Genomic DNA, 15,623 nt, shown 5'->3' with positions numbered 1-15,623 from the left:
TGAAAGGGCCGCGTTAGCGACCCTATTTACCGCTTTGAGCGGTTCACAACATAAAGCCCCCGGCTTTGCCGGGGGATACTTTACTCGCTTAACAATGTTTGTGCAATGGGCTTCAAAGTACCAAGTGCCCCTAACGAAGTCAGAGCATGAACTAGCTGATCAAAGGTTAAAACTGAACTACCCTTCAGATTATCATTCCGTAGAAGCTTTAATTTCTGATCTCCAAAGTAATTGTGGCTTTGACCAGATCACCGGTTGGCCGCTTAGCAGCTAACAATACCCTGTCGGCGGACAAACTATCTCGTTAATCTCGTTCCCACGCGCTGCGTGGGAATGCAAACCAGCCGCGCTGCGGTCAGCTAAAACCAATCCCGATAAACCGGCAACAATCCATCCTGCCCCGCATAATTCCGGGCACTCGAATAACGCCAATGCTCCGGTAAATCGACATAACCGCGTTTAACCGGATTCAGGTGGATATAATCCAGTTTCTGCCGCAAAACGTCGGGGTTATCGATCAACTGCGGATGACTACCTTCTTCCCACAACTGGTAATCCCGATCAGTTTTATGCGCCTTGCGGAACCAGTTCAATTGCTTTAACAAGCGTTCGGCGTTAATGGCTTGCAGATAGTCGATTAATTGGCGCGCTGTGTAAGATTTAAAGTGAGCTATTTGATTGGTTAAATCGTCAGCTTGTACCAGCAAGTGCAAGTGGTTTTCCAGAATGACGTAGCCGTAAATTCGCCAATTGTGCTGTTGTTGGCGGTAAAACAGGGCGTCCAGCACGATTTGTACAGTAGCCGGTCGGGTGAACAATGGTATCCAGTTCAGGACGGTGCAGGTTATGAAATGCGGCTGTTGGGATTGGAGAATGCGGTAACGGCTGCGGCCCATGGGTTTGACCTCTTTTGTTAGCTGGGGCTTATGTTACCGCTGGCGCGGAAAGTCTGCATTCCCACGCGGCACGTGGGAACGAGGAAACTTCACCCCCTTCGGTTTCGGCGGCGTACTAACCGGCGCAGGGGTGATTTTCTTTGCCTATATCGGCTTCGATGCGGTATCCACCGCCGCCCAGGAAGCCATCAACCCGCAACGCGACGTACCCATCGGCATCATTGCCTCGCTGGCCGTCTGTACTCTGCTTTACATTCTGGTGGCCGGAGTGTTGACCGGCATCATTCCTTACACCGAGCTGAACGTCCCCGCGCCGATTGCGTTGGCAGTCGATCACGTCGGCATGAGTTGGCTGTCGCCGATTATTAAAATCGCCGCCATTGCCGGCTTGACCTCGGTAATGCTGGTATTGCTGATGGGCCAAAGCCGCATATTCTTCTCGATGGCCAAAGACCAACTGCTGCCGCCTCTATTCGCGAAAGTGCATCCCAAATTTCAAACTCCGCATTTATCGAGCATCCTGGTCGGTGTAGCCGTGTCTTTGCTGGCCGGATTCATGCCTATCGAAAAACTCGGCGAACTAGTCAGTATCGGTACTTTGTTTGCATTTGTGCTGGTGTGCGGCGGTGTTTGGATCCTGCGGAACAGCCACCCGGAAATGGAACGCCATTTCAAATGTCCTGCGGTGCCTTATGTGCCGATTGGTGGGATTTTAGTCTGTTTGAGTTTGATGGCTGGATTGCCGATTGATACTTGGATTCGGTTGTTCGTATGGCTGTTGATTGGGTTTTTGATTTATTTTGGGTATGGGGTGAAGCATAGTCAGCTTCGGTCTTCTTAGTTTTGTGTCGCTGACGCGACGGCTGGTTTATAAGTCGGGTCTCGGCCCGACAGCCGAGATACTTTCTTTTGCATGGCCAAAAGAAAGTACCCAAAGAAAAGGCCACCCGAATGCCGCTCATTCCCTGCGCTCCTCGCTTTTGAACGGGGTCGCCGAAAGGGGCTTCCTGCCCCTTCGGCAACGCGATGCATCCCTGCATCGCCCCTAACGGGCTAATCCGTTCAAAAGCTCCGGTGCTCGGCGCGGCATACGGGGGAAAACCTCCCCAGAATTAAAGCTAAAACCGATATAAAGTCGATCTTTAACATTATTCGTGTCGCAAGGCTATTTTTGCTCCCAAACAAAGCCCAACTATCGGAAACACGTTTTCAGTTTGACTATCCCTCAAATTTACAAAAATTGAATATCATCCAATTCAGGAAGATATACAGAAACCATCTAATTACTTGTTAGGCTATCAGGTGCCATGAATCAATATTCAAAATACACGAAGCTGAAATTCACCATCGAAAGGATTCTTGGCGCAGAAGCGTGGTACGCATTGAAGGAGTCCAATTATCTTCCCACATGGAAAACTCAGATATCCAAGGTGATTAAAGCGTTGGTCATCTCAATCCAACAATCGGGGAGTCGCTATTTTTGCCGAAAGATTTTTTCGAGCTTCCCAGCAGGAAAAAATCGGCAAAAACTACGCGACCGCTTATGCCTGCGGCGCCCCGATTCGTCCGCGTCACCTCGTTCCGACCCAACAAGGGGTCGAAACTTAGGCTCTCGCATGACTTAACGCCGTGTCGCGATGCCTTGCAGGTTTTCTCCGCTTCGCTGCGAAAACCCGCCCGGCGCTACGGCTATCGGGGACTAAAAATCTTCACTTCGCTAACGCTCCGTTTCCAAGATTTTCAGCGTCTGTTGAGATTTATGATAGAGAGTGGATTGAGGAAATCATCAAAGCCGGAAATGATGGCATTAATTCAGTTAAAAGAGCCGGCAGTATTGATGAGATCATCTCGGTACTTGCAGCCACGTTAATTGAGATTTCGTTTATTCAAGTAGGCTTCATGCCAAATCGGCGTGGAGAAAGAGAGAAGGTTACTCTTAAGAAAGAAAACTGGAAATTGAATATATACAGATCTGCAATCTACATACAGACAGATGAACAAAAAGACCGTCTATTTATTAGCAAGCAAGGGCGGAAAATCGGGTTTGATGAGCAATTTGAGTTGCTCCGTAAGTACAAGAGAAGCAAATCAAAATTAACGTACATCGAGTGGTGTAGCGAGAATGCGCAAGCCTAAACAGGCGTTGCAGGTCCGTAAGGCCGTAAGGCGCAATTCTTAGGGCGTCAATAGGCGCAGCCGTATTGCGCCGTATGTTGGCCTTAAAGCATTCGGCGCATTACGCTATCGCTAATGCGCCCTACAAAACTTCGTAAACAATAAGCTGCGGATTTGGGGCGGGGGTTCTCCCGTATGCCGCGCCGAGCACCGGAGCTTTCGGCGGGATCAGCCCGAAGGGGTGCGGCAGGGATGCCGCACGTTGACGAAGGGGCAGGAAGCCCCTTTCGTCAACCCCCGGCGAAAGCTTCGGAGCGCAGGGAACAAGCGGCATCCTGGCCGCCTTTTCTTTGGGTACTTTCTTTTGGCGGAGCAAAAGAAAGTATCGCGGTTGTCGGTCCGCGAACCGACATTAAATCAAGCCGTCGCGCCAGCGACACCAAAATCTCCTCACCCCAACCCTCTCCAGCAAGAGTGGGAGAGTATTACCTTCCAATCGCGTAATACTGCAACCCAAACTGCCTAACCAACCTCGGCTCATACATATTCCGCCCATCGAATATCACCTTATCTTTCAACAAACGGCCCAGGTCATCAAAATCCGGGCTGCGGAACTGTTTCCATTCGGTGACGATGATCAACGCGTCCACATCGTTTAAGGTGTCCGCCTGTTTCGCGCAATACACCAATCCGGTTTTGTCGCCATAGATGCGCTGCGCTTCTTCCATCGCTTCCGGGTCGTAAGCGCGTACTGTCGCGCCGGCATCGATCAGGGCTTCCAGCAATACCCGGCTAGGGGCTTCGCGCATGTCGTCGGTGTTGGGTTTAAACGCCAGGCCCCACAAGGCAAAGGTTTTGCCTTTCACGCCGTTTGGGTAATGCGTGGAGATTTTCTCGAATAAGCGGTGCTTTTGCCGGTCGTTGACGTTTTCCACCGCGCTGAGTAATTCGGCTTGATAGCCGTAATCGCGAGCGGTGCGTTCCAGAGCTTTCACGTCTTTAGGAAAGCAAGAACCGCCATAGCCGCAGCCCGGATAGATAAAGCTGTAACCGATGCGGCTGTCGGAGCCGATGCCGTGGCGAACGTTTTCGATGTCGGCGCCCAATCTTTCCGCCAAGTTGGCCAGCTCGTTCATAAAGCTGATTTTGGTGGCCAGCATGGCGTTGGCGGCGTATTTGGTCAGCTCGGCGGAACGAATGTCCATCGTAATGACCCGCTCCCGACTGCGGTTGAATGGCGAGTAGAGCGCTTTCAATAATTCGGCGGTTCTAGGGTTATCGGTGCCGATGATGATGCGGTCTGGCTTCATGAAGTCGTCCAGCGCCGAGCCTTCTTTCAAAAACTCGGGGTTGGAGACGACGTCGAATTCCAACTCCTGATTGCGCTCGGCCAATACATCCTTGATGGCCTGTTTGACCTTGTCGGCGGTTCCGACCGGCACGGTGGATTTATCGACGACGATTTTGTAATCGCTCATGTGTTCGGCGATGCTTTTCGCCACGGCCAGCACGTATTTCAAATCAGCCGAGCCATCTTCGTCCGGCGGCGTGCCGACGGCGATGAATTGAAACAAACCAAAATCCACGGCTTCTTTGACGTCGGTGGTAAAGCTCAAGCGACCGGCTGCAACGTTGTCCTTGACCATTTCGTCCAAACCCGGTTCGTAAATCGGAATGACACCTTGTTTGAGTTGGTCGATTTTGCGTTGGTCGACGTCCATGCACAGCACTTGATTGCCCACTTCGGCCAGACAGGCGCCCGTTACCAAACCTACATATCCACTGCCAAACACCGTAATTTTCATCGTTACACCTTGTAAACTAATTGGAAGTTCGTTTCTGTTTTAATCGATACAACGCGGAAATATCCTCGTCGCCATAACCTTTGGCCATCAGTTTGGCATAGTCCGCGAGTGTAGTAATGGTCAAAGGACAACCGACACCGGCATGCTGAGCCATATGCTGGGCTATTTTTAAGTCTTTATGATGAAGCGCTAGTTTAAAACCCGGCGGGAATTGGTTTTGCGTCATGGTCTTGCCGCGATGCTGCAAGAACCAGTTACCGGCCGCGCCACCGCTAACAACATCGATGACTTTTTCCATCGGTAACCCCTGAGCCTCGGCAAAGGCCAAGGCTTCGGTCACTGCCTGGTTAATCCCGGCACACATGATTTGGTTCACTGCCTTGCAGGCTTGCCCAGCGCCAACGCCACCCATGTGCTCGATACGTACGGTCATTGCCGCCAACACCGGGCGAACCCGTTCCAAAGTTTTCGGGTCGCCACCGACCATCATGGCCAACGTGCCTTTGTTGGCGCCTTCCACGCCGCCGGACACCGGCGCATCGAGAAAAGCGACATTCTTCTCCGCAAGTTTTTGCGCCGCGACAGCCGCCGTCTCGCTGCTGACCGTGGACAAATCCACCACCACGCTGCCTAGCCGGATGGTTTTAGCGATAGCATCGACCACCATCAACACGTCTTTATCCGCCGACACACAGACCAACACGATATCGACTTGACCTGCCAGTTGTTCGATAGTCTCGCAAGCCTGGATTTGCAATTCCGCCGCTAAGGTTTCGGCTTTACTAGAGGTCCGATTGTAAACCGCAGTCAAGCATCCGGCCTTGGCAAGGTTGCGCGCCATGCCCTGGCCCATTGCCCCCAATCCGATCAAGCCTACCCGCATGTCATAACCCCTTTAATGTTTTGGGAGCCATTATAGCGCCTTGGTCTGGCCCTGACAGACCGCACTGCGATTTACAAAGCGCCACGCTGTTGCAGTACCGAAACTGCAATCGCCGCGTTTATTTTTCCAAGTAGGTATAAGCGTTCAATCCGGCCAGCAACTCTTGCTCGAAAGCCTGCTTTTGCCCGGCCGACAATCCGCTGCCGTCTAGCTTTTGCCGATAGGCGGTTTTCAAAGCTTCGGTATTAATATGCACATAATCCAGCAACTCGCTGACATCCTCGCCTTCCATGAAGTCGCCGAAGCGATAGCCCTGTTCGTCCAATTCGATATTAATCGAATGCGTATCGCCGAACAAATTATGCATATCCCCCAAAATTTCCTGATACGCGCCGACCATGAAAAAGCCGATCAGATAATCCTGATCTTCGGCGATGGTATGCAACGGCATGGTGTTGGCGATGTTCTGATGATCGACGTATTGATCGATACGGCCGTCGGAATCGCAGGTCAAATCCTGCAACACCGCGCGCCGGGTGGGTTGCTGGTGCAACTGGTGAATGGGCATGATCGGGAAAATCTGGTCTATACCCCAAATGTCCGGCATCGATTGAAACAAGGAAAAATTGCAGAACACTTTATCCGCCAGCTTCTCGTCCAGTTCCTGCAAAATCTCCCGGTGATGATGGTTATCCAGGTTCAACTCGCGCTGAATTTGCTGACATAAGCTCACATAGTATTTCTCGGCTTCAGCCAGTTCGGTCAGCGACAAATCGCCCTGCACGAACTGGGCGCGAGCCTCAGCCATGTTGAATTGGGCGTTGTGATAAGCCTCGGCGATATTTTGCCCGGATATTTCCACCGGCGCAGCGGCGCCTTGTAGGCTTTCCACTTCAGTGACATTGGTAATCAACACCGCGTGGTGAGCAGTGATGGCTCGGCCTGATTCTGTGATGATATTGGGCTGCGGCAAACCCTGTTGCTCAGCCACTTCGGCAAAAGCGCGGACGATGTTTTCCGCATATTCATTGACGCTGTAATTGATCGAACATTCGCGCCGCGAACCGCTGCCGTCGTAATCCACGCCCAAACCGCCGCCGGCATCGACGGTGGTAATGTTGGCGCCGAGTTTATGCAATTGCAGATAAAACTGGCCGGCCTCTTTCAAGGCCAGCTTGATGTCGTGGATATTGGCAATCTGCGAGCCCATATGAAAGTGCATCAGCTGCAAGCAGTTCAGCATCTCCAATTGCTGCAAGCGGGCGATGAGTTGCAATACTTCGCTGGCATGCAAGCCAAACTTGGATTTTTCGCCGCCGCTGTTTTGCCATTTGCCGGCGCTGATAGTCGATAGCCGCACGCGCAAACCGATCATTGGTGTTACTTGCAGTTTAGCGGCCTCTTCGATAATCATCTCCAGCTCGGAAGGCTTTTCAATGACAATGAACACCGACAAACCCATCAACTGTCCCATCAAGGCCATGCGGATGTAAGCCCGGTCTTTATAACCGTTGCAGACAATAGTGCCGCTGGGTTTGGCCAGCCCTAAAATCGCCAATAATTCTGGTTTGCTGCCGGCTTCCAGACCGATATGCTCGGCGGCAACGATGCTTTCCACCACATTGCCTTGCTGATTAACCTTGATCGGATACACCGGTGTGTAATGCCCTTTGTAACGATGCGCGGCTCTCGCTTGATCGAATCCCTGCTGTAGCTGGCGGATGCGATCACGCAAAATATCGGTAAATCGCACCAGGACCGGAAAGTTCAAACCCTTGTCCCGCAAGGCCTGGGCAATCTCGAACAGATCGATTTCCGTGGCGCAATCGGCTTGCGGCTTCACGCAGACATGGCCTTGGTCGTTAATCGAAAAATAACCGTTACCCCATTGCTGAATGGCGTAAAGCTGCTTGGATTGTTCAATCGACCAGGGTTGTGTTGGCACGCGTTCTACTCGGACTGTCATAAAGAGGTAGAAATTCTAAAGTATAATGATGAACGTTATATGACTTTTTACAGGACTTCATCATGCTCGACGACCAATGGTTCAGCGAAGCGCAAACCGCCACCGGTACTGCGTTTTCATTAAAAATCACCCGTAAACTCCACGAGGAGCAATCCGAATTTCAGTTTCTGGAAATCTACGAAACCGAACAGTTCGGCAATCTGATGGTGATTGACGGCTGCACCATGGTCTCCACCCGCGATAATTTCTTTTATCACGAGATGATCAGCCACCCGGTGTTGTTCACCCATCCCAACCCGAAAAACGTGCTGATCATCGGCGGCGGCGACTGCGGCACCTTGCGCGAGGTGTTGAAACATCCCGGCGTTGAATCAGCTGTGCAAATCGACATCGACGAGCGCGTCACCCGCTTGGCGGAAATCTACTTTCCGGAATTGTGCGAGTCCAACAACGATCCGCGCGCCGACCTGAAATTCATCGACGGCATCAAATGGGTAAAAGACGCCGCGCCGAACAGCGTGGACATCATCATCGTCGACAGCACCGACCCGGTCGGCCCGGCCGAAGGCCTGTTCAGCGCCGATTTTTACAGAGATTGCTATAAAGCCTTGAGCGAAAACGGCATCGTGGTACAACAAAGCGAATCGGCCTTGCTGCATATGAAAATCCTGAAGGAAATGCGCGCAGAAATGCGGGCCGCCGGCTTTGAACACCAGCAGACCGTCTTCTTCCCGCAATGCATTTATCCGTCCGGCTGGTGGAGCGCGACGATGGCCAGTAAAACCGACCTGTCTTCGTTCCGCGAACAGGACGCGGCCAACAAGGGCTTCGAGACCGTTTATTACAACAGCGACATCCACAAAGCCAGTTTGGCGATGCCGGAGTTTTTCAAAAAAGCCTTCGTTTAAACCACAAGCGAGCCGAAGCGGATCCGCGCTTCGGCTACCGCCGAGCAACATTCCACGCCGCACACTACCCTCAAATCGCTTTTCTACCTTCAGCTCGACATCGCTAACCTTGATAGCTGTCCGACTATCTGAGACACTACATTTTGTAGGGTTGCGCCTACAGCCCTTACCCGCTCGACCACATAATCTTGCGGCTAGTCGAACAATCTAAAAAGCTTATTTCATTAATCACGCCAGGAGATGATTAGGAATCAACCGATGACCACGCCTCCTGACAAAACCCAGGTAATCTTGTCCAACACCTTAGTCGGCAAACTATCCGAAAACGGCCGCGACCTTTCGGAGCTCGAGCCGTATTTGGTGGTTTTATCCGGTAGCGAACAAGGCAAGCAATTCAAATTACACAATCATCAGCATGTGTTGGGCCGCGAACCGTCCGTGGATATTCTGATTCCCGATCCTAAGGTCTCCCGGCGCCACGGCAGGCTTTGGGTGCAAAGCCAGCATATCCTGCTCGAAGACTTAAACTCCACCAACGGCACTTACGTCAACGGCAAGCGCGTCGCAAAACATAAACTCGAATTACTCGACAGAATCCTGTTGGGCGACACCTACCTTAAAATCGATTACAAACGTTTCAACGAAGCCAAATCCGAACAGGCGCTTTACGCGGCAGCGAATCTGGATGCGATGACCAACATCCTTAACCGCAACGCCTTCATGCTGCGCGCGCAACAGGAGTTGTCTTTTTGTAAACGCAACGAAACCCGCTTGACGGTGATGATGTGCGACGCCGATCATTTCAAACGCACCAACGACAATTTCGGCCACCTCGCCGGCGATCAGGTACTGAAAGAATTGGCGAAAATTCTGAATGCGGAAATGCGCCAAGAGGACTTTCTGGCCCGTTATGGCGGCGAAGAATTCATCATGTTATTGCGGGATATTTCCAGCGATGCCGCAGCCACGTTGGCGGAACGCATCAGACATACGGTGATGCGGCATACGTTTCAATACCAAAATCAGCACATAGCTGCCACCATTTCGATTGGCGTCTGCTCGCGCCGGGTAGTCGCAGACACATCCCTGGAAGGGATTATTCAAGCGGCCGACGACGCCCTTTACCGCGCCAAGAAAAACGGCCGCAATCGCGTAGAAATCGACGCCCGATAAATTTGGCCTGCCAACCTGGCAATACAAACACCAAGCCTCATAAGGTATTTGCATTTATCCGCGCCGTGCGTTACTGTCCAACTTCCAGTGTTTTCGGCGTTCTGCTGCTATGCTTAGCACGTCAGTAGAATCAAATTTGTAACACCACGGGAGTATCCAACATGAATAAAAATAAATTCCTCACCACCTGTTTGCTGTCAGGTGCATTGTTAGCAAGCCAAACGGCAATTGCGGACGAAAACCACACGGGTTATTTGGCGGGTTTCACTTCCAGAGTTAGCCAAGGCTTTGCTAACACCGCCTTCAGTTTTATCGAAATCCCTAAAAACGTGACCAACATTACTCACGACCAAAACTTCCTGCTTGGCTCGACTTGGGGCGTGTTACGTGGCGTGGCGCACACCGTCAGCCGCACCGTGATAGGCGTGGCGGAGCTGATTACCTCGCCGATACCCACCGATGAATTTATCTCTCCGCCATACGTCTGGGACCGTTTTAGCGAGGATACCCGTTACTTCGGCCTGCATTTCCCCGGCTACTGGACCCATTTCGGCCCGCTGGATCACGGCTATTCCGACACGCTGGATCATGGCAAGTAACGCGGACGATACCGCTCGATTTAGAGGATAAGATCATGAAAAAAAAATACGTATACATCCCGCTTGCCGTTCTGGCCCTATCGTTAACTGCCTGCTCCACTCCGAAAAAAGACGTAGCAGGACTTAGTGCGGAAATTGATGCTGCATCCAAAGGTCATTACGGTCAAGCCTTGCTCCACGCGTCAGCGGCTGAACAAGACTTAAAAACGGCCAACCATGTGCTGAAACACTGGCAAAACGATTACTACTGGAACATCGACGAGAGTCTAAAAGCGCAAGAGGCTGCAAAATCAGCCGCTGCACACATTTTGGCCTCGGAAAAAGAGTATTGCCAATGGCTAACCGAGGTGCATTCACAAAATCACCACAACGTGGAAACCATTCATGAAACCGTAGCCTACTTCAAAACCGGTAGCCACGTGCCGTTCAAAACCAAGGAAGACACCATCGGCCACATTGGTCACTTTTTACACGACCACCCCGATGCCACAGCGACTGTAACAGCTTCGACCGACACAGTGGGCAAACCTGCTGCTAACCAAGCCTTATCGGAAAGACGAGCTAAATCCGTTAGCGAACTGCTGATTAAAAATGGCGCCAGAGCCTCGCAACTGGTCTCTAAAGCTATCGGCGAAGCTCACGGCCCCGATAATACGGCTGATCAAAGTCACCGCGTTGCCGTGGTTATTTCCGCGCACCCTGACTATCTCGACTGCCCTAAACTGAAGTAAGTCCAGCCCGCCCTGCACGCGCCAGCGGCAGGGTACTGGCGGCAGAGATTCAATAACATCGCTTATCGAATCTCTGCCCACCTTACATCTCATCTGCCTGCCGTTTCTGCCGGTCCGCACTTTCAAGAATCTGCTTTTCCGCGTCCCGGGCCTGATCCATGGGCTGCTTGATTGCATCCACAAGCGGCGGCTGGACTGCTTTAGGCGGGTTGGGTTTATCGGCCGGAGCCGAGTCGCAAGCCTGCAAACCGCAAGCCACTAGTAAAAAAATCAAAGCGTTTTTCATGGTTTTACAGAATCGGCGGATTCAGTGGCTAATGGCAAAAACTCAATCATTCCGGTGCTCGCGAGGCCGGCGCAAAACCTGCTGTATCGCCTGCTCCACCGCCATATCGACAGCACCGGCCATCTCCTGATATTGCTGCTCGCTGACATTAATACCTTTATCGATGGTGTTCCGCACATAACACGGCGGTAATTTATTCAGCGCCAGACAAGCCACGTCTTCCTGAAATGCTTGACTGAATGGCTCGTCGGCCTGCTCAGCAAGCTTCCAAAGCCGGTCTATCACCAATCGCTCGTAATAATTACTAATATTCAGCATAAAGGCCTCTTGAAAAACGTTGGCTACAAATGCTGATAAGCATAGCCCAGAATCCTTCGCGGCCTAGCCCATTCTCATGTTGACAGACTCAGGAAGAGCGGACGGGCTTTATGCGATCACTCCGCTCTCAACGCTTCCAGCGGATTCAATCTAGCGGCCTTGATGGCCGGCACCACGCCTGCCGCGATGCCGATAAACAAGGAAATCGCAAAGGCCGCAACGATGTAATTCCAGGCCAATTGCACCGGTAGCGCGGGAACGAAAGCGGCGGCGAGCTTTACCAGCGCCACGCCCAACAAAACACCTCCAGCCCCGCCGACCAAACTCAGCAACATCGCTTCGCCGAGAAACAGCTTAAACACCATCCCGCGCTCGGCGCCGATGGCCCGCAACAAACCTATCTCTGACACCCGTTCCGATACCGCAATGGTCATGATAGTGAGAATGCCGACCGAGCCCACCAGCAGCGAGATACTACCCAGCGCCGCCACCGCCAAGGTCAAGACACTCAATACCGAATCCATTTTTTCCAGCATCTGGTTCTGGGTAACAATCGTAAAATCTTCAGCACCGTGTCTGGCGATCAAGCGGCGTTTGATGGCTTGCTCCACCGTTTCCGCACTGGTCTCGCTGCTGTATAGCAAGTCGATTTCCATCAAACTCTGCCGATCGAACATCTCCATGGCCTTGCCGCTGGCGATGAACACCGTGTCGTCCAGGTCAAACCCCAACATCTGACCTTTGGCCTGCATCACGCCGATCACCCGAAACCGGTCACTGCCGATACGGATGCGCTGCCCCAAGGGGCTAGCGTTAGCAAATAATTCGGTGCGCATCTTACTGCCCAGCACCGCGAAAGCGCGCGGATTATCCAGGCCATCATTGGGCAGAAAGCGGCCGCTATCGACTTTCAACTGCCATACCTGCGGCAACGCGGCACCGACACCAAACACATTGGCCCGGCGCTGTTTAGCGCCGGCCTCGATCCTGGCATTGCCTTGTACCATGGGCATCGCCGCCAATACATGATCCAGATTTTCCAGACTCGCAGCGTCGGCGGTGGATAAAGGCCGCACCGTGCTGATGGTGGCGCCGGACAAACCGAAGGTAGTGGTTTTACCGGGATAGACCGCGATCAGATGCGTGCCGAATTGGGTAAATTCCGCCAACACGAAACTATGAATACCGCGGCCGATGGAGGTCAAAATCACCACGGCCGCAATGCCGATAATCAAACCCAACGCCGTCAGCAGGGAGCGTTGTTTATGGCTGCTGATGCTGCGCAGCGCCAGTTTCGATAAATCCAGCCAATTCATCTTAGCGCCTCGCCAAAGCCGCGACCGGGTCCAGCCGCGCCGCCTTACGGGCCGGCATTACCCCGAAAATCAAACCGGTGACCAGCGCCACCGCCAAGGCGGACAATCGGGCCCAAAGCGGCAAAGCGACCGGAAAATTCGGATACAGCCACTGCAATACCAAGATACCGAACTGGCCTATCACGCTGCCGACCACTGCGCCAGCCAGGGATAGCAGGGCCGCTTCGCATAAAAACCAGCGTTGCAACTGGCCTTGGGTGGCGCCCAAGGCTTTCAGCAAACCAATTTCCGCGGTGCGTTGGCTAACGCTGACCAGCATCACATTCATCACCAACACGCCCGCCACCGCCAGACTGACCGCTGCAATACCGGCCACGGTAAAAGTCAACGCGGTCAGGATTTTGTCGAAGGTATTCACCACGCTGTCCTGGGTAATCACCGTCACATCGTCCTCGCCTTCGTGGCGCAGCTTGATGATAGTGCGAACCTCTTCGACAGCCTTATACATCGCCGCTTCCGAATGCGCCTCAATTAAAATCCGAAACAAGGAATGGCTGTCGAACAAGGCTTGCGCGGACGCCACCGGCACGATGATTAATTCGTCAAAACCGGTGCCTATCGATTGGCCTTCCTTGGCTAACACGCCAATCACTCGAAACCGGCGGTCGTTGATGCGCAGCCACTGCCCCACCGCTTGCTGGTGCGCAAACAATTCCTCACTGATGGTTTTGCCGATCACGCACACCGAAATTTCCTTATCGGCGTCGGCTTCCGGCAGAAATTGGCCTTGGGCCATCGTCAAGTGCCGCACGCGCAACAAAGCGCGCGTAGAGCCCATCACATTGGTTTCCCGCTCCAGACCGCCGACCGACACCGGCGCCGAGCCGATGCTGACAGGCGCAATGGCCGCGACGTGCCGGCTGCGGAACAAGGCGGCAGCATCGTCCAGCGTCAAATCGCGCGGCGTTTCGCCGAATAGGGGTGGGTGACCGCCGGTGGTCTCGGTGCGGCCGGGCAGGACGATGACCAGATGCGTACCCAACGATTCGAATTCGTGGACCACATAATTGCGGGCGCTGTCGCCCAACGCAGTCAACACATTCACGGCAGCCACGCCTATGCTCATCGCCAAAATAATCAGCGCGGCGCGCAGGGGTTGTGTCCGGATGGCTTTGCCGGCCTGAAGGAGTAAGTCTTTACTGAGCATGGCGATTGGGTAACAAGCTTAGCCGGCAGTTTAGCCGGAACCGCCAACAATACCCAGCTAAAACGCACGCGCTCCATAGACCGCGGGATTAGAGCCTTGAGCTTAGGTTTTCCAGAAGCTGAGCGCAGCCCCTATAGAACCGGAACAGATCAATTTCCGAAGTAATTTATTATCAGCTTGCCGCCGGACATCACCAAATCAGGGTATTCCAACAACTTAATCTTTTGCGTCGGATCACCTTTTACCGCGATCAGATCGGCCGGCGCACCCGGCAATAAGGTGCCAAGCAAGGGTATATTCAGATACTGACCGGCTTTGGAGGTTGCGGTCCGTATCACATCCAACGGCGTCATGCCCGCCAGATGTTGCAGGTACAGCAATTCCTGGCCATCTATGCCCCAGGGAATGTCGGGATGAGCGATTTCCGCGCCATACAAAAACTCCGCACCTAACTCGGCTAAGCGCCTGACATTGCTGCTCACGCCCGGGCATTTGGACAGGGTATCGATGGTACTGACGATTCTGACTTGCTGTGCCACGGCTCGCTGCAATTGCGCATCCGGCAATGTGTCGCAGGGCGCGTGAGCCCATTCGGCGATGCCGGCATCCAAGGCCAATTGTGCGCCTTTAGACTCTGCAAGATGCGCCGCCACCCGGCGACCGAGTAGATGCGCTTCGTCAACGATGGCCGCCAACACAACCGGAGATAACATCGGCCAGCTATGAGGCTTATCGTGCGTGTTGGTGTGCGAGTGTTGGGATTGAGCGTGAGCGTGCCCGCCAGACCAGGGCGCGCCTGCTTCGCCACCCGGCTCCAACGCCACTTTGATCAGCATCGCCCCCCCGCTCACCAGTTTACGCACCGCTTGCCGCGCTTGTTCTGCATCGGCTACCGGCAAGGCAATATCGGATTCGCCCAGATTCGGTATCGGATAGCCTGCCGGCGCGGTGATAATCGGCCCGGACGTCATCAGCCTTAAACTGCCGTCGCCGCCATAGGGTTGATGCAGCGGCCCGCCGACATCGCGCACCGTGGTGATGCCATGGCGCAACACGGTATCGGCCGGGACATGTTGATAGCTTAAATGCGCGTGCAACTCGATAAAACCGGGCAGTAGGGTTGCATCGCCGAGATCGAGCCGGGGCGCATCGCTATCGTTAAAGGCTTCCCGGTCGTCTATCCTGGCAACCTTGCCTTCGCTGATCAGCACCGCTGCATCGTTTCGGAGCGTATAGCCATCGAAAACCCGCGCTGCCGCGATGAGCAACGGTTGGTCTTGGGCGAAGGCGACGCTGCCCGGCAAGGTCAGCACCAGCGCGGAAAGCAATTGGAGGCAGCGGTTGAAACTAGATTGAGATTTCATGGCTATTTCGCAAAAAGCAGTGCCGGCGAAAGCCGGCACTGTCGAGTTGATGGGGA

Annotated in this window: 15 protein-coding genes; 6 read left to right on the top strand and 9 right to left on the bottom strand. The window is 53.3% G+C overall.

The genetic code is table 11. The annotated features are described in order from the left end of the window. Window positions 1–359 precede the first annotated feature (359 nt). Entirely contained in the window at window positions 360–896 is a 537-nt protein-coding gene (locus G006_RS0114250; protein ID WP_020483877.1) for an REP-associated tyrosine transposase, read from the bottom strand. Between G006_RS0114250 and G006_RS25590 the strand changes: the two genes are divergently transcribed. Both G006_RS25590 and G006_RS0114240 read left to right on the top strand, forming a co-directional pair. Next, window positions 895–1,737: an amino acid permease gene (locus G006_RS25590; protein ID WP_020483876.1), complete on the top strand. Its 843-nt coding sequence runs from the start codon at window positions 895–897 to the stop codon at window positions 1,735–1,737. The two genes, G006_RS0114250 and G006_RS25590, sit on opposite strands and share 2 nt — an antisense overlap. A 788-nt stretch (window positions 1,738–2,525) precedes the next feature. Then, entirely contained in the window at window positions 2,526–3,032 is a 507-nt protein-coding gene (locus G006_RS0114240; RefSeq protein ID WP_020483875.1) for a hypothetical protein, read from the top strand. A gap of 464 nt (window positions 3,033–3,496) precedes the next feature. Here G006_RS0114240 and G006_RS0114235 read toward each other — a convergent pair whose 3' ends face one another. The 3 genes from G006_RS0114235 to speA all read right to left on the bottom strand — a co-directional run bounded on the left by G006_RS0114235 (window position 3,497) and on the right by speA (window position 7,644). Then, window positions 3,497–4,816 carry a UDP-glucose dehydrogenase family protein gene (locus tag G006_RS0114235; RefSeq protein WP_020483874.1) on the bottom strand — a complete coding sequence of 440 codons (1,320 nt, stop codon included), beginning with the start codon at window positions 4,814–4,816 and terminating at the stop codon, window positions 3,497–3,499. 16 nt (window positions 4,817–4,832) lie between these two features. Then, a complete protein-coding gene (locus G006_RS0114230) occupies window positions 4,833–5,699 on the bottom strand; it encodes an NAD(P)-dependent oxidoreductase (RefSeq protein ID WP_020483873.1) in 867 nt (288 codons plus the stop codon). Between the two features lie 118 nt (window positions 5,700–5,817). Continuing rightward, window positions 5,818–7,644: a biosynthetic arginine decarboxylase gene (gene speA / locus G006_RS0114225; RefSeq protein ID WP_020483872.1), complete on the bottom strand. Its 1,827-nt coding sequence runs from the start codon at window positions 7,642–7,644 to the stop codon at window positions 5,818–5,820. 83 nt (window positions 7,645–7,727) lie between these two features. On the opposite strand from speA, the gene speE reads away from it, so the two are divergent. From speE to G006_RS0114205, 4 genes are all read left to right on the top strand, one after another. Then, the gene (gene speE, locus G006_RS0114220) at window positions 7,728–8,573 is read left to right on the top strand and encodes a polyamine aminopropyltransferase (protein ID WP_020483871.1); all 846 of its coding nucleotides are present in this window, start codon (window positions 7,728–7,730) and stop codon (window positions 8,571–8,573) included. 258 nt (window positions 8,574–8,831) lie between these two features. Further along, window positions 8,832–9,746, top strand: coding sequence for a GGDEF domain-containing protein (locus G006_RS0114215; protein WP_020483870.1), 915 nt, complete (start codon window positions 8,832–8,834; stop codon window positions 9,744–9,746). Window positions 9,747–9,907: 161 nt separating this feature from the next. Next, a complete protein-coding gene (locus G006_RS0114210) occupies window positions 9,908–10,345 on the top strand; it encodes an exosortase system-associated protein, TIGR04073 family (protein WP_020483869.1) in 438 nt (145 codons plus the stop codon). A 35-nt stretch (window positions 10,346–10,380) separates the two neighbouring features. Next, complete coding sequence (locus G006_RS0114205) at window positions 10,381–11,076, top strand: OmpA family protein (RefSeq protein WP_020483868.1); 696 nt, start codon at window positions 10,381–10,383, stop codon at window positions 11,074–11,076. A gap of 82 nt (window positions 11,077–11,158) precedes the next feature. On the opposite strand, the gene G006_RS0114200 is transcribed toward G006_RS0114205, so the two are convergent. The 5 genes from G006_RS0114200 to G006_RS0114180 all read right to left on the bottom strand — a co-directional run bounded on the left by G006_RS0114200 (window position 11,159) and on the right by G006_RS0114180 (window position 15,567). Then, window positions 11,159–11,362, bottom strand: coding sequence for a hypothetical protein (locus G006_RS0114200; protein WP_020483867.1), 204 nt, complete (start codon window positions 11,360–11,362; stop codon window positions 11,159–11,161). Between the two features lie 42 nt (window positions 11,363–11,404). Continuing rightward, the gene (locus G006_RS0114195) at window positions 11,405–11,680 is read right to left on the bottom strand and encodes a late competence development ComFB family protein (RefSeq protein WP_020483866.1); all 276 of its coding nucleotides are present in this window, start codon (window positions 11,678–11,680) and stop codon (window positions 11,405–11,407) included. 116 nt (window positions 11,681–11,796) lie between these two features. After that, the gene (locus tag G006_RS0114190) at window positions 11,797–12,996 is read right to left on the bottom strand and encodes an ABC transporter permease (RefSeq protein WP_020483865.1); all 1,200 of its coding nucleotides are present in this window, start codon (window positions 12,994–12,996) and stop codon (window positions 11,797–11,799) included. Window position 12,997: 1 nt separating this feature from the next. Beyond that, the gene (locus G006_RS0114185) at window positions 12,998–14,203 is read right to left on the bottom strand and encodes an ABC transporter permease (RefSeq protein ID WP_020483864.1); all 1,206 of its coding nucleotides are present in this window, start codon (window positions 14,201–14,203) and stop codon (window positions 12,998–13,000) included. Window positions 14,204–14,352: 149 nt separating this feature from the next. Continuing rightward, window positions 14,353–15,567, bottom strand: coding sequence for an amidohydrolase family protein (locus tag G006_RS0114180; protein WP_051067717.1), 1,215 nt, complete (start codon window positions 15,565–15,567; stop codon window positions 14,353–14,355). Window positions 15,568–15,623 lie beyond the last annotated feature (56 nt).

The organism is Methylomonas sp. MK1 (genome assembly GCF_000365425.1).
GTDB lineage: Bacteria > Pseudomonadota > Gammaproteobacteria > Methylococcales > Methylomonadaceae > Methylomonas.
Note: the sequence above shows the minus strand (reverse complement) of the source record. Positions and strands in the feature narration are given on the sequence as shown.